Raw genomic sequence first — 19,402 nt, forward strand, 5'->3', positions numbered from 1 at the left:
TTACACCTCCAAAACCTTAATCTTTTTAAATATATCAATTAATTCATTCTCTGCCTCAACAGTATCTGACTCTCTGTAAATTTTACCCTGTCTTTTTTCTATTTGGGGAATTTCTATTTTCTTTACTTTTGTAGGTGAACCCTTAAAGCCAACATTATCCTCATTCAAAAATTCTTCTAGATCCTCAAGCTTTAATATCTTAATCTCTGCTTTTCTGGCTTTCATCTTATTTTTAAAAGAAGGTAATCTTGGATGATTGATATCCTTTGTAACTGTAATAAGGCATGGAAATTTTATACTTTTTAAATAAGTTCCTTCCCAGATTTCAGAATGTAACTCCATACTGTCCTTATTCATTTCTGTAATTTTACTTACATAACTTGCATGAGGTATATTTAAAAATTCTGCAACTTCGGGACCAACCTGTCCTGTATCTCCATCTACAGTCTTTTCTCCAGCAATTACCAGATCATGGTTTCCCAACTTTTTAATAGCACCTGCAAGTATTGTAGAGGTTGCTTTTGTATCTGAACCTCCAAATTTTATATCACTTACAAGCACTCCTTCATGAGCACCCCTTGCAATACATTCTTTTAACGAGTTTTCCGTATTTGGAAGCCCCATACTTACAGCAGTAACTCTGGCATCAATATTTTCAGCTATTTGAACTGCTGTTTCCAGGGCATTTAAATCAAAAGGATTGATTTCTGCACTGGCAGAACTTCTATCTACTACTCCTTTTTCTCTGTCAAATTTTACTTTTTCCATATCCGGAACCTGTTTAACTAAAACTATAATATTCATTAAAGCTTCTTTCCTTTCTATCAAATAAATGGCAAATAAAAAACAGACCTATTTCGCTGGGGCGAAATGTCTGCCGCGGTACCACCCATTTTTTTACTTGATTTAAATAACGATTTACATAACCGGATCAGCTTACTTGAATTTCAGCCTACAGCTTCAAGATGATTTTCGAAATGTGTATTTATGGGTTTCCATCTTTATCCCACTCTCTTTAAAATACTTCACAATATCTACTTTATCTTATCATCGCCTTTATCTATTTGAAAAACAGTCTACTATAAATTTAATCTTATGTCAATAAAAATTTATTTGAGTCTTTCAATTAAAATCTTGCTTATTCTCTTCTTATCACACTTTAACACAGTGAATTCATAATTTTCATAGTTAACCTTATCGTTGACCTTTGGATATGAATTTAGCTTGGAATAAATCCATCCCCCCAAGGTATCAACATTTTCAGACTTGATATCAATTTGAAGAAGATCATTTACATCTTCAAGAATAAGTTTCCCATCTACAACATACTTATTGTCTTCAGTTTTATTGATTTCTGTTCCTTCTTCATCAAATTCATCTTGAATCTCACCTACAATTTCCTCCAGGATATCTTCAATTGTAACTAGCCCAAGTGTTCCTCCATATTCATCAATAATTATGGCTATCTGGGACTTTTCTTTTTTAAACACCTTCAGCAAATCGCTTATAGGCATCCACTTTGGAATAAATTTAACTTTTCGAATAATATCTTTTATATTTTTATCTCCCTGAATCTGCTGTTTATACAGATCTTTAATATGTATAAATCCAATAACATTATCCTTATTATATGTACAAATAGGATACCTGGTGTGCTGTCTATCCATTACAACTTTTATAATATCTTCTAGGGAATCTTCTAAAAAAATACAGGTCATGTCAGTACGCGGTACCATAATATCTTTTACAGTCTTCTCGGAAAAATCAAATATATTATCCACAAAGGTTAATTCTGTTTTATCTATCAATCCACTTTTATAACTTTCTTCAAGTAATAGTTTTATTTCATCGTCAGTGTAGGCTGTCTCATGCTCATCCCACTGTGAAATTCCAAATATCTTCAGCACTAAATCAGTACTGTGATTAAAGGCCCACATTATAGGATAGGTTGCCTTGTAAAATATAATAAGAGGCAGGGATGTATACATGGCTATTTTTTCTGTATTTATAATAGCTAGTGATTTAGGAGTCAATTCACCAAGTACTATATGAAAAGCAGTTATAATTGAAAAACCAATAACAAGAGAAATAGAATGCACTACCCCTTCTGAAAAATGAAATAAATTAAATAAAGGCATAAGTACATTGGCAACTGCGGGCTCTCCTACCCACCCTAACCCTAAAGAGGCTAAAGTTATTCCCAATTGGCATGCAGACAAATATGAATTTAAATCTTTAATGACTTTTAAAGTAAATTTTGCATTTCTGCTTCCTTCAGCCACCAGGGTTTCTATTCTGGATTTTCTGACTTTTACTACTGCAAATTCCGCAGCAACAAAAAAAGCATTCATGAATATGAGTAAAAACACAATAATCATATTTATTAAAAAAACCATATAAATATAACTCCCTTTCTAAAGTAACCCAAGTAGATAGTCTATGACCAATACTATCATATTTTTGTTTCTTTAACAATATAAAACAAATGAAAGGTACTTTGTGTTTTATATAAATTGAGACATATTTTCCTGCTTTCCCACTTCATATTGATTTATTCATCTTATTCATAAAAAGTTCTAAATATACTCTTCTCTTTTTTCAATTGCAATTACACTCCATGCTAAAAAGAATATAGTCCAAGCAATCATTATCAAACTGGCAGATAAAGTATTTATATAGTATGCACCTGTATCTTGTACAATTTGCCTTGTTATTATAGTTCTAGGGCTTCCAAGCGCTATAAAAAATGCTGGCTTAATATATGACATATCAGATAATGCAGGAATATTTGAAAATATTATGTAAACTGTTCCAAATAGTATAGCTATAGATGCTGCTGCTGCATTACTTTTAATTATGGTAGATACTAAAATACAAAAACTTGTAGCTGCAATTATAAAAATTATCTGTAAAATCATAAATTCAATTAAAAATTTATAAAGAGGCATAATGCCTGATGTACCTGGAATGACAGATATAAATTTATGCAAGTCCATATTCTGTATACTGCTGTGTTTAAAGGCGGGTCCTATGGGAACTGGATACTTGAAGCTGTCAAAGCCATATACAAATTCTCCAAATAAAAAGATTAGAAGATTAAAAATAGCTACAAGTGCGGAAGTTGAAATAGTACAAGCTAAAAATTTTCCAAATATAAGTTTTGACTTTGTAATAGGTCTTAAAAGCAGAAGCTTTAACGTAGGAGGTGTGTATTCACTGGAAACGCTATCTATTGACATAAAAACTACTGCTAAAAATATGACTATCATACCATATTCCAAAATCATAATGTAATTACTAAATAATAAATATCCTGTAGCCTCAAGTTCACTAATTGGCTTTATATTATTATCCAATAGATATTTTTTATAGGCAATTTCTTCTTTTCTCTGCTCTTTTATGACAGCTTCCATTTTACTGTCATCAACGCTTTCCATAAGTTTTACATCTTTTTTCAAAGTATCTTTCCAGGCCAGAGGATGGCTTTTTTCAAATTCATAGTCTTTTATCATATTGTCAATGCCATCTATATGTTCCTGAATTTCAGCAAGTTTTGCCTTATCTTTTACTGATTTTTTTTGCTCCTTGTAGTATTGTTGTACATTCTTTGCTTTTTCAAGTCCCTTCTCTCCATTTCCACTATTTACAGTTACTACTGAAAATACAGCCACAAATAATAATATAATAGAACATATTAAAAATTTTTTTCTGTAAAATATTTTAATAATTTCATTTTTAATTATTGCAGAAACCATCTTTTTCTCCCCCCACAACTTCCATATATCTTTTTTCAAGATTTCCCTTCATATTGGTTATATCTTCTACTCCCTTGATTTCACCTTCATTTAAAAAGGCCACCCTATCACACATAGATTCCATTTCACCAAGTATATGGGATGATATAAATATAGTAACTTTCTTATCCCTGGAATATTTTTTAAATATATTCCTAAAATGAATCATTCCACTTGGATCAAGCCCATTGGTAGGTTCATCTAATATCCACACCCTTTTATTTCCCATAAGAACCTGTGCAAGCCCAAGTCTCTGTTTCATTCCAAGAGAATACTTTTTGAATTTATCATCTATCCTGTCTCCTAACCCCACTAACTTTACGGCCTTCTCTATGTCTGATTGAGCAATATTTCTATCCATCCTTGCCAGCTGCTTTAAATTTTCAGTTCCAGTTAAATAGGGATACATATCCGGTGTCTCAACCACAGCTGCTATGCTATTTATAAAGCTTATCCTATTATTTTTAATACTTTTTCCATATACATAAATTTCGCCTCTGGTAGGTTTTAAAAATCCCACAATCATCTTTATAGTTGTGGTCTTTCCTGACCCATTTGGTCCTAAAAATCCAAATATTTCACCTTCATTTACAGTTAAATTTAAATTTTTTACAATTTCTCTTTTTCCTATACTCTTTGACACATTTTCCAATTTTAACACTTCCAAAAAGTTCACATCCTCATTTATATGATTACTTTATTATAATGTACCCATATTACAAAACTGGTATATTTTTTATTACAAAATCAGTACTATTTATTAAGATTTTATTACAATCCTCTAAAGAAAGAAAAAAGTGTATATAATAAATGTAGGTATAATATGAAAGGTGAGTTTCCATATGGACAAAAATGTAGTTTTAATTGTAGATGATGATGAAAATATACGTGAGCTTCTAACTATAATGCTAAAAAACCAAAATATAGATTATCTCTGTGCAAAAGATGGAATAGAGGCACTTGAAATTTTAAAAACCAATAAAATAGATCTGATACTTTTAGATGTTATGATGCCTAGAATGGATGGTATGATGGCATGTATGAAAATAAGGGAAGACTTGAATCTACCTATAATAATACTCTCTGCCAAAATTGATGATGCAGATAAGATAATGGGACTTACCATTGGAGCAGATGACTATATTTCAAAACCTTTTAACCCAATGCTGTTAATTGCAAAAATAAAATCCCATTTAAGAAGATATAAAGAATTCAATTCAAATTTTCAGGGCAATTCAAATTTCATTAAAATACAGGACATGCTTATAGATACAGATAAACATATTGTGAAAATAGATGATAATAAAATAAATTTGACTCCCCATGAATTTGAGATTTTAACTTTTCTTGCAAAGAACAAAAACAATGTATTGAGTATAAAACAGATATATGAAAATGTATGGAAGGAACCTTATATGGAACTTAACAGAACTGTTACAGTACATATAAGAAGATTAAGACAAAAAATAAAAAAAGATTACATAAAAACTGTATGGGGAGTTGGTTATAAAATTGAAAGTTAAGATAGTTGGTATTCAGACCAAATTCATAATAACATTTATATTTTCACTAATTGCAAGTTTTATGATATACGAATCAGTATATTCAACTTACATAAGTTTTGCATCTCAAAAACATCCCCATAAATTTGAGAATTATAACTATAGTTTTAGTGAATTATCAAATATTTCTCTTAATATAAGTTTAACTGCAAGCTCCGTGGATTTTAATAATGAATCCATATACAAAGCTGTGCTGTCCAAGTATGAATCCAAATATTCAAAATACAAACTTGGCTTTGTTGCAGTGGATTCTAAAAACAATGTATTATATAATTCATCCAGACTTCCAAAAAATTTAAATTTAGAAAAATCATACTCAGACTTTTTAAAATACTATATCTCTGCAGGAAATTTAACCAGATATAATTACTATATATATAAAATGCCTATAAAAACAGATACTACTACCTCCATACTCTGGATTACCGCTTCTCCCAGAAATGCGCCTAATGATTCAAAGATGCTTTTATTTGAATTTAAAAGTATTATAATAATGCTTTCTTTTTGTATGTTATTATTTTTGATAATAACCCATCATAGGATGAAATACATAAACGAAATTTGCTATGGAATAAAAATAATTGCAAATGAAAATTTGAATTTTAAAATACGCAAAAAAGGACATGACGAACTATCTGAGATATGTAAAAATATAAATTTTATGGCAGATAAGATAAATGAAAAAATTGAGAACGAGAAGAGAATTGAAGTCTCTAAAAACTCACTTATAACCAATGTAGCCCATGATATAAGAAGTCCACTCACAAGTATAATTGGATTTCTGCAAATTGTAAAAAACTCTGAATATAAATCCCAGGAAGAAATGAAAAGGTTTATAGGTATATGTCTTAAAAAAGCTGAAACCATGAAAAAACTCACGGACAATTTATTCATGTTCACAAAATTAAACGACAGCAGTGTAAAATTACATTTGTCTACCATATGTTTAAATGAACTTATCTACCAGTTGATTGATGAATTTGAAATGGCCTTTGAAAATTCAAAATTAAAAATTATAGATAATATATGTACTGAAAGTATAATGATTACAGTGGATGTCAATCTATTTGTAAGAGCTTTGAATAACCTGATGTATAATGCCTTAAAATACAGTTTTAAACCTTCAAATGTGCATGTATCTTTAATACAACATGACAAAAAAGTTGTACTCGGCATACGCAATAGATGTGAAAATTTAAATGTAGAAACCATAAATACGTTATTTGAAAAATTTTACAGAGCAGATGCATCCCGTACAAATCCTGATGAGGGCTCGGGATTAGGGCTTTCTATAACTAAAAGTATAATTGAAAGGCATGGTGGAAACATATGTGCAAATTGTGAGAAAGATATGATTACTTTTACAGTATCAATACCTCTAAACTAAACCGTAAAAATAATTATGTTTATTCATTTAGGAAATCTAAAAATATTTATTTTTCGCTGCCATGTACCGATTATGTGATGAATACTACAATAGTTCAAACTTATTTTTATAAAAATCAATCAGTCCATCTCGTTTCATTTTTGCAAGTTCCCTAGACAGAGCACTACGATCTACATTCAAGTAACCAGCCATAGCTTCTCTATTAAATGGGATTCTAACAATCCGTGTTTTGGATTCATGGCAAACTTTAGTTAAATAAGTTAAAACTTTATCGCGAATGGTTGGCATGATTAGACAATCGTTACGATCATGTAACTCCAGCGCCCTTTCCGCAATACTGTTAAAAAGGTTGAAAAGCAATTGTTCATGAGCTATACAAAGTTTTTTGCAACGACTCAACACATTTCTGACAGGAATAAAAAGCACAGCAAGGGACTCCAGTGCCTGTATCGACATGGGACACTTCCGTTTACCACTGGCAGCTGTTAAAATGGCAGTATAACCGCCTGGATAATGTAGCGAAACAATAATTTGTTTACCTGTGATACTCAATTTAGTGCTTCGGGCACTACCCTTCAGTATAATGCCAATATCATTAACAGAGTCCCCTTCGCAGACAACCATTTCACCTTTTTCATATTCTTTGCGCATCGCAGATAAACATATGAGCATTTTTTCAATATCATTCGGTTCAATACCGGAAAACAAATGTGATTGCACCAAAATATCTAAATCATCCATAAGAACACCTCATTTTTCGTTGCATGTGCAACATACTTTCTATTTGTATAATACTATACTTATAAAAAACGGGGAAGTATATAATAAGAAATACTCCTATAAAAACATTTTTATCAACCAAAATGGAGGAACAAATATGGAAGAAAAAAATAGTGCTATAAAAACAAGAAATGAACTTCTAGCCACTAAACTAATTAAAAATCTACGAAGCAGGAAATTTGAGGCATATTACTGTGATAATGCCATAGACGCTGCTGAAAAAGCATTATCACTTATACCGGAATCTTCATCCGTATCATGGGGAGGGTCGGTTACACTTGAAGAGATTGAGCTGATTGAGCGAATATATCAAGGCAATTTTATTATAATTGATCGTGACAAAGCCCAAACAATGGATGAACGATATGATTTAATGCGCCAATCATTGTTGTGCGATACCTATTTGACAAGTTTCAATGCAATTAGTGAAGACGGTGTATTAATCAATATAGACAGTGTGGGTAATCGAGTGGCAGCCATTACTTTTGGTCCCAAAAATGTCATAGCTGTCATTGGAATGAATAAGGTTTGCAAAACTGTTGAGGATGCAGTAGCAAGGGCTAGAACATATGCAGCTCCTATCAATGCACAACGCTGTTCATCAAATCCATTTCTACATCCTCCAAAAAAGACACCTTGTGTTATAAATGGAGCTTGTGGAAATTGTAAGGCAGAGGATTGTATTTGCTCTTACGTTATTGAAACGAGAATGTGCAAAACTCCTGGAAGAATAAAAATTATTCTTGTTGGTGAATCTCTAGGATTTTAAGTTTGGGATGTTCGAATAAGCTGTGGAATTAGCCGTAAATTACCACTTTGATTATGATTATTAAAATATGTAGATTTTTTAAACCTATTTTTATTAGACGCCTTTAGGGGAATTCCCCCCAAAGGTGCATTTAAAGTCTTATTAAATTCACATATGCTTCATTGCTTTTAGGAAAATGCTAATTATTTAAGGATAACCTCTCAAAAACCCCTACCCAAAATATATCTTCAAAAAATACAGTAAACTTAATACTTACTTTCATTTCAATTTTCCTCCTGTAAAATAAAATTTAACATAGAGAAGGGACGACCCCAGGAGGGAAGGTCACTTCCATTTATAAGAATATAGACAGATTTGGACTACCAACCAAAACTGTGTTTTTATCTCTAATTTAGTGATAATACGCAATAAGTTGCAAGATCATAATAATATTCACAAACATTATACCATAAATCATTATTTACTTTTCTTTTTTAACTCTTGATTTAAGTATTTTATAAATTATACCAAGCATTATAAACCACACAGGTGTTACAAATAGAGCCACACGTGTTTCCTTATTAAGCGCCAAAACAACTAAGACAAAAACAATAAATGCCAAAACTATGTAATTAGTAATTGGATAAAGCGGCATTTTAAATTTACTTTTTGAAGCAAGTTTAGGATTAGTTTTACGATATTTTAAATGACAGACCACCATAATTCCCCAAATGAAGATGAAACAAAATGTTGATATACTTGTAATAAGCACAAATACTCCTTCTGGCATAATATAGCTTAAAATAACTGAAATTAAAATAACAGCTGCTGAAAACATCAAAGCATTAGAAGGTACTTTATTAGAAGTTAACCTTTTCATTGAATTAGGGGCATTATTTTCTTTAGCAAGAGAATAGACCATACGGCTTGTACTAAATATTCCGCTATTGCAAGCAGATGCCGCTGATGTTAAAACCACAAAATTTACAATACTTGCTGCTGCTGCGATTCCCACTGCTGCAAATACCTGTACAAATGGACTTTTATCTGCATTAATTGAATTCCAAGGGTATATACTCATAATAACAGTAAGTGCTCCAATGTAAAAAATAATAATTCTAATTGGAATATTGTTAATAGCTCTTGGAATGACATACTCTGGATTTTCAGTTTCACCCGCTGTCAAGCCAACCAATTCAATTCCTGTAAAAGCAAATACAACCATTTGAAAGGAAAGAATAAAACCACTTGTGCCATTCGGAAACCATCCTCCGTGATTCCAAAGATTTGTAAAGCTAGATGCACCAACCTTTGTAGAGAATCCTTTAATAATCATAAATGTGCCAATTATAATTAGTGCTAAAATTGCAACAATTTTAATTAAAGCAAACCAGAATTCCATTTCCCCGAACAACTTTACTGTAGTGAGGTTCATAATTAATAAAATTATAAGAACTACAAGACTCGGAACCCATTGAGCTATATTAGGCAGCCAATATTGTATATAAAGTCCTGATGCAGTTAAATCAGCCATAGCAAGTGAGATCCAACAAAACCAATAAGTCCATCCAGTAATAAATGCTGCTCCATTTCCCATATACTCCTGTACAAAGTCTACAAAAGAATGATAGTTTAAATTAGAGAGCAATAATTCCCCAAGAGCACGCATGATAAGAAAACAAACTACCCCTGTTATGGTATATGCAAATAAAATAGATGGCCCTGCCAAATGAATGGATCTACCTGAACCAAGGAATAATCCGGTACCAATTGCACCTCCAATTGCAAGTAATTGAACATGCCGATTTTTTAATCCTCGTGATAAGTTTTGATTTTCTGACATATATATTCCGCCTTTCTAATACTGCTGTTTTAAAATTCATTTTAAAATATTATTGATATGAGTACTGTCATAAGACATCACTATAAAATATGGTATCTACTAATACAGTACTTAATGTGATTAAACTAATAATGCCCTTTTGTGAATTGCTCCATTTTATCCCTCCATTTTAGTGAAAGGCATCTCCTAATGATGCCTTTTCTTATGTAAATATTTTTTGATTGGAGATACAAATGGGAATAGATAAGCTTTAAATGAAGTAATCGATTATACATTACTCTTATAAGATATGTTACCTTTTCCCTGTCCTTTTACCTGAGAGTTTCGCCCTTCGACTTTCTCCTTCGGTGCTCATTAAGAGTCTCTCCAAGGATTCATCCAATAGCGGTCATCTCTAATTAAATAGATACCTGAAAGATTTACTTCTTCGGTGAATGGCTATTGCCATAACTCTCCCACTATTTTCATCTGAAATATTTGATTTACCGTTACATATTAATATATTTTAAATAAAATTGCAATAATTTATTCATTTTTCAGCGTATATAGTTTCCTCATCTCTAAAATTTTGAATATAAAAAAAGCCTATATCGTTAGATAAGGACTTTTAGTCCACCAATAGAGACTTTTCAAAATAGCATCTTAAATTATTAATAATCTACAATTTTATATTTTTTCTAGTGAGCGTCTTTATAGCTTTACCTATATCATTTTTTTATCCTTTTCAGAAGCCATATGTTCTTCATACTCTTCATATATTTTTAGATTAATTTTTTCCATAGATTATTTATTTTTACCACATTTTCTTTCGTATGTATAATATGTATATGGTAGTTCGCCCTCAATTCTTTGTTCATAAGTCTTTACAAAATCATTTTTGTTAATTGTAGGAAAATAAACATTGCCTTCAATCATTTTATCAACTACAGTAAGGTATATTTTATTTGAATAAGGCAGCGCCTCTTTATACACCTGACCTCCTCCTGCAACAAATACTTCTTCTTCATCTTTTGCTAAATTGAATGCTTCAGACAAAGATCTTACAGTTACACAATTATCGGCCACTATATTTACAGTATTTGAAATAATAATAATTTTTCTATTTGGCAATGGTTTTCCTATCTCTTGAAATGATTTTCTACCCATAATTACTGTTTTGCCAGTAGTTAGCTCTTTAAATCTTTTCTGTTCACCTTTTATCTTCCATGGTATTATTCCATTATTACCTATAACATTATTTTTTGATACTGCTGCTATCAATGAAATCATAACTAAATTCCCCCCCATATTGATTTTTTAAAAATTACCGAATACATTCATTTGCGAGATTCTTTAAGTTACATTACTATTTATTAATTGAGTTTGATATTTATAAGGAGTTATGCCGACAACACGTTTAAAATGACGTGTAAAATGACTCTGATCTGCAAATCCCATTTTTAATGCTGTAGACACTATTGGATATCCTTTAATTAATAAATCTTTGGATTTTTGTATGCGAACAACTATTTGATAAATATGAGGGGGAACTCCCCATCTTTTTTCAAAAACCCTAATCAAGTTAAATTTACTCATATTTGAGAATATCGATAATTCATCCAAAGAAATATTTTTATTGTAATTATTATCTATATATTCTCGTATATCATCTGCAACTTTATAATTCCAGTTTATTTTTTTCTCTTCATAAGAAAATTTAGCATGATGTTTTAAAACTTTAATCATTGTTGTAAAAAAACTAGTTTGACATTCAAGTAAAGAAGATGACTTATCCAATAATAATTGAAACATTCCATATAAACTTTTTTCGCAGTAAATATCTGAAACTACTGCTTTTGGAAAATATGGCATGGAAAAATATCTTTTATTTATCTGTTTCATAACTTCCTGTAAAATAATTGGAGAAGGGTACATAATCCAATAACGCCATCCTTTCTCTTGATTAACAGCTTGACCTGTGTGTATAATTCCTGGATTCATTAATACTATACTACTTTTTGGAGCATAACACTTTTCTTTATTATAGTCAAAGGCTTCTACTCCATTTTCTATGATTCCAATGCCAAAATTTTCGTGCCAATGGCGAGAAAATGTCTGAGTTGTATAAGAAGCCTTTAAAATCTCCATATCTCTCATATCTTGGCGTAGGGTATACTCAACGTGATTTTTCATCTTTAACATTATATTTTTCATCATCTCCATTTAAACAATTTATTGTCTGAATATAATATAAAATGCCTGTTATTATTATTGTTACACTTATCAATTCAATAACGTGGGGTAATCGACCTTCAATAATAAAAGAATACGTTAATCCAAAAACCGTTTCTCCAACGGTGATTTGACCTGCTAAAGAAATAGGTAAAGTATTAGATGCCCTATTCCAAAAAACAGTTCCCACCCATGAAACAACAATACCTAAGATTACAGCCGTACACCAAAATTTAAAGACAATATTACCATGATTTATAAGTTTAAATAACATAAGCGAATCCGGCATTATTATTTTAATTACTAATACAAAAAAGGGAATTAGGCATAAAGTAGTAGTGCCGGTAATTGTAGACCACATTTGTGATGTAATTTCACTATTTTCTTTCAAAAATCGTGCGTTGAAAATTGCATACCATGTCCAAAGACATAATGCAATTAAGCCATATATTACACCATATATATTAAACGTATCCGTGGATTCATTTAATAATGCATAATTCAATATTAAAATACCCATAATAACAATAAAAACTGGCCAAATTAATTTTTTAAAAGAAAATTCATGATTTATAAAATTGCCATATAATGAAGTTGTAATTGGTAACATTCCAATAATTAATGCAGCAATTGCAGCTCCTGTTAATTTAATCGATAAAACAAGAAAGAAATAATACCCTATATTACCGCAAAACGAAAAAACAAAAGCATTTTTCCACACACTAGTATTCATAATTCTACGGCTTCTTTGTTTTTGAAGAAGTAGCATAACCACTGAAAAAATACCATAAACAAAATATCTTCCAAATGTTATTTCAACAGCAGTATAGTCAGGTAGTAAATTGGGAATTACATAGGCAAGTCCCCAAACTGCGTCAGCTATTAATGCACAAAATATATCTAAAATAAGTAGTTTTGACATACTATTCTACTCTCTCCTCTGAGTTTTTATCAAGTATACCAATTGTTACTTATCAAAATATAGAACAATATTGCTATTTTAAACAAACCAATAACTCTTTTTATCATGATATTGCGTATCTATATTAACTTATCTTGTACCTTCAGTAATGTAAATTCTAATTTTTTATACTTTTCATCTTTTTTATCTAAGCAAAGTGAAATATCATTAAGTCTCTTATCAATAAGTAATCAATAAACTCTTGAAATTCTTCCAGTATATCCATACCTCTAAATCCTATGTTTGTGGTATGTTAACTCTCATTTTAATTATTATGACGTTATAACGGTATGATGTTTTACCATCATTCTTTAAAATTGGAATGAGGTGTTTTTATATGAATGAAAAAACTACAATATACTTAGAACCTGATTTAAAAAAAGCTGTTAGAATAGAACTTGTTAGAGATGGTGAAAATCAAAGCTTAAGTAATTTAATAAATCAATTATTATATAAATGGCTGTCAGATAAAGAAAGAAGGGAATATTAAATTCTCCTCTTTACTGCATTTTTCTTAACTTCCGTTATAAGTGTAAGTTATTATGCAGTAACTTTTTCAGTAATAATTAAAGGAGGAACTTATGTTAGACGTAATGATTTTTATTGTAATAGGTATTGCTGCGGGTATCTTAAGTGGATTATTTGGTATTGGCGGTGGAATAATTATAATTCCAGCCTTAATGTTCTTCAAGGGATTTTCTCAATTAAAAGCTCAAGGAACTTCTCTGATTGCTATGCTTCCACCTGTTGGCATATTTGCATTTATTGAGTACTATAAGAAAGGGAACACTGATTTAGTGGGCGGTATAATTATTTGTAGTACAATGTTATTAAGTGCTAAATTCGGTGGACAATTAGCAAATATTCTTCCTATGAATGTGATGAAAAAGGCCTTTGGAATATTTATTATTTTAGTTGGGATAAAAACTTTTTTCGGGAAATGATTAATTAAATATTGTTTAAATCAATAAGTTATATTTACAGATTGAAGCCTGTACCTTGAAAGGTACAGGCTTACCATCACTTTATTATTTTAAGTCTTCTTCATAGGCTTCAATCATTTTCTTAACCATATTTCCACCCACTGATCCAGCTTCCCTGGCAGTTAAATCTCCATTGTAGCCATCTCTTAAATTTACTCCAACCTCTCTGGCTGACTCCATCTTAAACCTATTCAAGGCTTCTCTGGCTTCTGGGACTACTAACTTATTGTTACGTGTCATAATAAACACCTCTCTAAATAGTAATCTTTGATGCTACATTTAAAGTTTGTGCATTTCTATAAAAAATACTCTAGGTAATTTGATGGAAATTTGGAAAACAACTATAAAGAACAAGTTTAAACTTATAAATTTGCAGATGATTTTAATAAGCTTTCATAAGATTTTATTGGAGTAATCTTATTGAATATATCATTTTTCACTACCCGTTTTGCCTGTAATTCAGCAATAATGCTTTTAGGTACAACATTATAACGTCCCTTAAAAGGCGTTTTAACAAGTAATTCTATAGTACTCTTTATATTATCAGTGGAATCTTGCGTGGAAACTTTAAGTTCCTGTGTATCAACTACCAAATTGTATTTGGATGTATCAAAAGTTTTTAGCTTCCTTAATAATTCTGATAAAAATTCCTCACCTTCTTTTTTTGATAATAATCCCTTGAAAGTTATTAAAAATATATTTTTCTCGGGTTTGATTTCTAATTTATACATGAAAATTCCTCCCATCAAAACTTTCTATATTTATTTTAAATTCTTAATTATACTTATATACAATACAAACTATTTTATTTTTGAATATCTCTACACCTTACTATAACCTCATCTTTTAAAAAATTATAAATATTAATTGTAGTTACAATATGTAATAACGATGTGAACTTTATGTGATTTATAATTAGGGGTTGTTTACATTTTAAAAAATATCACATTAGAAAAAAAGAGTGACTCTATGAGTCAATTTCATATTTTTGATGAAGAATTATTTAGCAGGATATATGATATAGCATTTCAAGGGATGGAGGAAAATTATAGATAGCCTGAAATTTATATGAAATTATTAACTAACTTAGGAAAGAAAAATCAGACTGGTTTCTGGATATGTGGAAAGAATTTGAAAACGTGAAGCTCTTTTTTACTATTAAACCCTCCTCTTAATTTCAAGCTGGAAGATTTTTAAGTTAGTAACCATTTTGAGTGTGACTATAATCCCCATATATATTGGAACAGCATCAAATATTTGTATAATATTTTAATACAATCCTTGTTAAGGTTCAACTTCTAATGGTAGATCAACTTCTCTTATCCTTTCTTCATTTAAATACAAATCTTGTTAAGGTTCAACGTGCGAATGTATGTGCCACTGTTAGACGTTCCACATTTAAATACAAATCTTGTTAAGGTTCAACTATTTCAGAACCATCATTTCTGGTTTGTATACATCATTTAAATACAAATCTTGTTAAGGTTCAACTCTACTATTTGTTTTTTAGTAGTTCCTCTTCCTCATTTAAATACAAATCTTGTTAAGGTTCAACTAATGTAAAATAGCCATTTCTTATTTTCATTATATCTCTTTAAGTATTGAAAATAAAGGATTTTATAAAAATTTTTCCAAGCGATTTTATTTTCTGTATTTATAAGAATAAAATCGCCTTGGAAGCATTGTATATCAACAGTTTATATAGAATTTTTGCTTGTTTAAGGTTGGAAAAATACTAACGGGGATTTTGAAAATAAATATAAAATGTGGTAAATTGGATATAATGGTTAATGCCTATAAGAATACTTATATTGGTTCCTCAATATCATCTCAATATGTTTTAATTGATACACTTCCAAATCCTTCTTAAATTTATCTGAATTATTTTTTATAAGCAATTTAAGTTTTTCAAAAATCGGAGTCATAACTATATTCGTCAATCACTTTTTTATAATAGATCTGAAATTAATATCATAAATATGCCCTAAAATATCTTTGAATCCAAGCTTATTAAGGTATATACTAGTCAAAAAATAGTATGATTACGCAATAATCATACTATTTGGAGTGTGAATTTGTAAAAAATTAATTAAGGATAATTGACCTTATAAATACATGATATACGATTTTATTATATATGTAAATGATTTCAGATGTAAATATTTATATAAATCAATCGAATATATAATTTAAGTACATAAATATTTAGTGGTAATAATTTACTTTAATTCTGATTCCAGTAATGTTTCCTCTGCCTGAAATATCCAGAAAATTCTATTTAACTGAAACATTTTAAGATTTTCTTATGGTAGGATTTTTTTCCATGCGAATTTTGTCAAGAAAAAAATATTGACTATATAATGGGCTCTATGTATCATTATGTCATAAAACTAAATAGGAGGGTTATTATGAAAAATATAAGAAAAATGATGACATTAATTATTGGAATGATGGTATCGGATTAACCCCCTCGTTTTGGACAGAATCTAATAAATTCTTCATTTCTTTTAAATTTAGACCCTTATTTGAATATTTGTTAGGTTTTCTCCAAAATAAAGGTTATAAAATTCATGTGGAGCCATAAATCTTAAACTTGAATGTAATCTCCTATTATTGTAGAATTCCATAAATTCATTTACTATTTTGTATGCTTCCGCATAGCTTTGAAATTCATTAATTTTTAAACACTCATCCTCAAGTATTCTGTGAAATGATTTCACATGTGCGTTTTTATTTGGCGTCTTCACTGGTATTCTCTCATGTTCAGTTTTAAGTCCTTCACAGCATTCATCAAATTTATGACTTATAAACTGAGGCCCGTTGTCTGTTCTTATTACTGGCTTTTTAGAGCCTTCCTCAAACAAGTTTCTTCTTATTAAGCACTTTCTCAGTAGTGCTGTAGCATCTTTAGCCTCACAGTGTAAACCCATGTGGTAATCTATAATGCTCCTATCAAAGATATCAATTAAATTTAGTAAGTAGAAGAACTTATCTTCACCTTCTATGTAGCCATATTTTATATCCATTTCCCATAGTTGATTTGAGCCTGTTATAGTTCTGTTAACTGCAATATTTCTCTTTATTTTAGCTTTAATTATTCTCTGGTCTTTAAGTATTCTGAGCTCTTTGCAAAGCCGATAAACCTTCTTGTGATTAATCACAAGATTATAATATTTTCTTAGATGGTAAGTTATTTTTCTATATCCATAGTTAATAGCATCCCCATCAATGGCCTCCAAAATAAATTCCTTAATCTGATCATCGCATACTTTCTCACCATCTACGTTTATACTGTATCCTTTTGGCTTTCCACCTTTAGGTCTAGCCTTTTCTTTGCCTTCTACGCTTAAATTATAGTAATATGTTGATCTTCCGAGTTTAACTACTTTAAGTACAAATACTGCATTGTATCCTTGATCTATATATTTTTTAGCTATTTCTACTTTTTCTTTAATTGAGGGTTTGATTTTTTTATTAAGTCTCTAAGAATTGCTACTTCTAAATCTTTTTCTCCTAACAATTTTTTTAGATGATCATTCTCTTTTGTTACTTCTGTTAACTCATTTTCAAGTTCTTTTTCTCCCTCAACCAAAGCTTTTCTACCAGGCTTAACTTTAATCTCATCCTTAGAATTCTTTATCCACGTAAATATAGTTGATTTTGAGATCCCATGCCTTCTTGATACCAGTGAAACATTTCCTACTTCTTTCACTTCTCTTAATACCTCTTCTTTTAATTCTTTTGTATAACTTTTTCCTTTCATAGTTTGCCTCCAATCACTTTCTACATTATAATAAATATAGATATAATTGTCCAAGTTTATTTAGGGGCTTAAGAGGTATCTGTTTTGATATTTAGTGGATGTTCGAATAATGGTACAACTCTATATAATGCAATTAATAAAACCCAGAAAATAAAATCTTCAGAAATAAAATCTGATATTACATTAAATATTTCTACAGATAATCTATCGGCACAGGAGCAAGAAGTAATGCAAACAATAGTACCGTTGGTTAATGATTCTAAACTTAGTATAGTAACATATATAAATCAAAATGGAGACAATACAGCATATCAGATGAAAAATGACATCAAAATTACAGGGGCTGCATCACTTAATATGGGGTTTTGGATGAATATGGATACCACTAAGGAAACACCAGTAGTAAATGAAATATTTAAAATGCCAGATGTTCTCACTAAGCAACTACCTGATGAGTTTAAGAACAAAGGTTATATGGTTATGGATTATGATGATATGGCTGGTATTCAGGGAGCATCTCAAATTGATTATAAAAAGCTTGCAGAATTCAATAAGAAATTTCAATCTAAGTTTCTTCAATTTATGGCTGAGTATACTAAACAATTTAATCCTAACCTTAACATTATAAACAAAGTAAGCACTGAAAATACAAATGATTCAACTATTGCTCAACCCGTAAGCGTATATCAGATAAAACTAGATGATAAGACATTTAAGGATTTAATACATTATACCCTTAACAATTTTGCAGAAAATAAAGATGCAATGGCATTTTTAAAAGATTATATGACTAGTCTTAATTCCATTATGGGATTGTCGCAAGACCAGGAGAATCTCAACAAAACTTTTGATGAAATGCCTCAAATGATTACACAATTAAATAAAAAATTAGCTGCATTGGATAATGTGAAGATTCTTGGTGATAAGGGCATTACACTCCAATATACTGTAAGTAATGATGGATATATTGTGAAAGAAACCGGAAATGCAGAATTTGTTATTAATCTGCCTGAGTTAAATGAATTGAGTCAGAGTGATATATCTCAACAGGATCAAAATAATCAGAAGTTAACAGGAATTTATACAATTGATTTCAATTTTAATAATAGGTACTATACTATTAATGGGTACAACCCTGTAACATTTCCTGCTCTAAATGAATATAATTCATTCAATTACGCTGACTTACTAAAAACAATTCCAGCTCAATCAAGCGGTAAATAGAAAAATTACTGCTGTTATTTCAATGGGCTTTAAGGTAATTAAGTTGGAATTAAAATATTCTCAATATGTAATATATGGTTATAGTGAAAATGCCAGGGACTACTGATAGTAACTCATAGTAAATCTTTCAATATACCTATGGCTCC

Annotated in this window: 19 protein-coding genes, 1 riboswitch and 1 other annotated feature; of the genes, 6 read left to right on the forward strand and 13 right to left on the reverse strand. The window is 30.1% G+C overall.

Features of this window, described 5'->3' with window-relative positions; genetic code table 11:
- The 4 genes from BS101_RS20095 to BS101_RS20110 form a co-directional block, all read right to left on the reverse strand.
- On the reverse strand, window positions 1–828 hold the full coding sequence (locus tag BS101_RS20095; RefSeq protein WP_242951344.1) for an electron transfer flavoprotein subunit beta/FixA family protein: 828 nt from the start codon (window positions 826–828) through the stop codon (window positions 1–3).
- Window positions 829–858: 30 nt separating this feature from the next.
- Window positions 859–1,060 (reverse strand) — a binding site (T-box leader).
- Between the two features lie 49 nt (window positions 1,061–1,109).
- Entirely contained in the window at window positions 1,110–2,396 is a 1,287-nt protein-coding gene (locus BS101_RS20100; RefSeq protein WP_073540399.1) for a hemolysin family protein, read from the reverse strand.
- 180 nt (window positions 2,397–2,576) lie between these two features.
- Window positions 2,577–3,755 (reverse strand): ABC transporter permease subunit, encoded by a 1,179-nt coding sequence (locus BS101_RS20105; RefSeq protein WP_073540400.1) that lies wholly within the window; start codon window positions 3,753–3,755, stop codon window positions 2,577–2,579.
- Entirely contained in the window at window positions 3,736–4,455 is a 720-nt protein-coding gene (locus tag BS101_RS20110) for an ABC transporter ATP-binding protein (protein WP_242951499.1), read from the reverse strand. Before BS101_RS20110 ends, BS101_RS20105 begins: the two co-directional genes overlap by 20 nt.
- Window positions 4,456–4,636: 181 nt before the next feature.
- On the opposite strand from BS101_RS20110, the gene BS101_RS20115 reads away from it, so the two are divergent.
- Both BS101_RS20115 and BS101_RS20120 read left to right on the forward strand, forming a co-directional pair.
- Entirely contained in the window at window positions 4,637–5,317 is a 681-nt protein-coding gene (locus BS101_RS20115; RefSeq protein ID WP_073540402.1) for a response regulator transcription factor, read from the forward strand.
- Complete coding sequence (locus BS101_RS20120; RefSeq protein WP_073540403.1) at window positions 5,307–6,743, forward strand: HAMP domain-containing sensor histidine kinase; 1,437 nt, start codon at window positions 5,307–5,309, stop codon at window positions 6,741–6,743. Before BS101_RS20115 ends, BS101_RS20120 begins: the two co-directional genes overlap by 11 nt.
- Window positions 6,744–6,827: 84 nt before the next feature.
- Here BS101_RS20120 and BS101_RS20125 read toward each other — a convergent pair whose 3' ends face one another.
- A complete protein-coding gene (locus BS101_RS20125) occupies window positions 6,828–7,484 on the reverse strand; it encodes a Crp/Fnr family transcriptional regulator (RefSeq protein WP_073540404.1) in 657 nt (218 codons plus the stop codon).
- A gap of 136 nt (window positions 7,485–7,620) precedes the next feature.
- On the opposite strand from BS101_RS20125, the gene BS101_RS20130 reads away from it, so the two are divergent.
- Entirely contained in the window at window positions 7,621–8,292 is a 672-nt protein-coding gene (locus BS101_RS20130; RefSeq protein WP_073540405.1) for a lactate utilization protein, read from the forward strand.
- Between the two features lie 460 nt (window positions 8,293–8,752).
- Here BS101_RS20130 and BS101_RS20135 read toward each other — a convergent pair whose 3' ends face one another.
- From BS101_RS20135 to BS101_RS20150, 4 genes are all read right to left on the reverse strand, one after another.
- The gene (locus BS101_RS20135) at window positions 8,753–10,114 is read right to left on the reverse strand and encodes an amino acid permease (RefSeq protein WP_073540406.1); all 1,362 of its coding nucleotides are present in this window, start codon (window positions 10,112–10,114) and stop codon (window positions 8,753–8,755) included.
- A gap of 293 nt (window positions 10,115–10,407) precedes the next feature.
- Window positions 10,408–10,494: riboswitch (glycine riboswitch) on the reverse strand.
- Window positions 10,495–10,897: 403 nt separating this feature from the next.
- Window positions 10,898–11,383 carry a dihydrofolate reductase gene (locus BS101_RS20140; protein ID WP_073540407.1) on the reverse strand — a complete coding sequence of 162 codons (486 nt, stop codon included), beginning with the start codon at window positions 11,381–11,383 and terminating at the stop codon, window positions 10,898–10,900.
- Between the two features lie 63 nt (window positions 11,384–11,446).
- Window positions 11,447–12,295 (reverse strand): AraC family transcriptional regulator, encoded by an 849-nt coding sequence (locus BS101_RS20145; protein ID WP_198039527.1) that lies wholly within the window; start codon window positions 12,293–12,295, stop codon window positions 11,447–11,449.
- Window positions 12,270–13,247, reverse strand: a complete 978-nt coding sequence (locus tag BS101_RS20150) for a DMT family transporter (RefSeq protein ID WP_073540409.1) — start codon at window positions 13,245–13,247, stop codon at window positions 12,270–12,272. Before BS101_RS20150 ends, BS101_RS20145 begins: the two co-directional genes overlap by 26 nt.
- A 376-nt stretch (window positions 13,248–13,623) precedes the next feature.
- On the opposite strand from BS101_RS20150, the gene BS101_RS23565 reads away from it, so the two are divergent.
- Both BS101_RS23565 and BS101_RS20155 read left to right on the forward strand, forming a co-directional pair.
- Window positions 13,624–13,776, forward strand: a complete 153-nt coding sequence (locus tag BS101_RS23565) for a hypothetical protein (protein ID WP_198039528.1) — start codon at window positions 13,624–13,626, stop codon at window positions 13,774–13,776.
- A 91-nt stretch (window positions 13,777–13,867) separates the two neighbouring features.
- Window positions 13,868–14,230, forward strand: coding sequence for a TSUP family transporter (locus BS101_RS20155; protein ID WP_073540410.1), 363 nt, complete (start codon window positions 13,868–13,870; stop codon window positions 14,228–14,230).
- Window positions 14,231–14,314: 84 nt separating this feature from the next.
- Here the strand turns inward: BS101_RS20155 and BS101_RS20160 are convergent, their stop codons facing one another.
- From BS101_RS20160 to BS101_RS24685, 4 genes are all read right to left on the reverse strand, one after another.
- Entirely contained in the window at window positions 14,315–14,509 is a 195-nt protein-coding gene (locus BS101_RS20160; RefSeq protein WP_073540411.1) for an alpha/beta-type small acid-soluble spore protein, read from the reverse strand.
- Between the two features lie 122 nt (window positions 14,510–14,631).
- The gene (locus tag BS101_RS20165; protein WP_242951345.1) at window positions 14,632–15,000 is read right to left on the reverse strand and encodes a hypothetical protein; all 369 of its coding nucleotides are present in this window, start codon (window positions 14,998–15,000) and stop codon (window positions 14,632–14,634) included.
- Between the two features lie 1,782 nt (window positions 15,001–16,782).
- Entirely contained in the window at window positions 16,783–17,736 is a 954-nt protein-coding gene (locus BS101_RS22485; RefSeq protein WP_431732557.1) for an IS3 family transposase, read from the reverse strand.
- Window positions 17,709–18,032: a transposase gene (locus BS101_RS24685; RefSeq protein ID WP_073537649.1), complete on the reverse strand. Its 324-nt coding sequence runs from the start codon at window positions 18,030–18,032 to the stop codon at window positions 17,709–17,711. The genes BS101_RS22485 and BS101_RS24685 overlap by 28 nt, the downstream gene beginning before the upstream one ends.
- Before the next feature lie 84 nt (window positions 18,033–18,116).
- Between BS101_RS24685 and BS101_RS20180 the strand changes: the two genes are divergently transcribed.
- The gene (locus BS101_RS20180; RefSeq protein WP_073540414.1) at window positions 18,117–19,256 is read left to right on the forward strand and encodes a hypothetical protein; all 1,140 of its coding nucleotides are present in this window, start codon (window positions 18,117–18,119) and stop codon (window positions 19,254–19,256) included.
- Window positions 19,257–19,402: the final 146 nt, after the last annotated feature.

It is taken from the genome of Clostridium kluyveri (assembly GCF_001902295.1).
GTDB lineage: Bacteria > Bacillota > Clostridia > Clostridiales > Clostridiaceae > Clostridium_B > Clostridium_B kluyveri_B.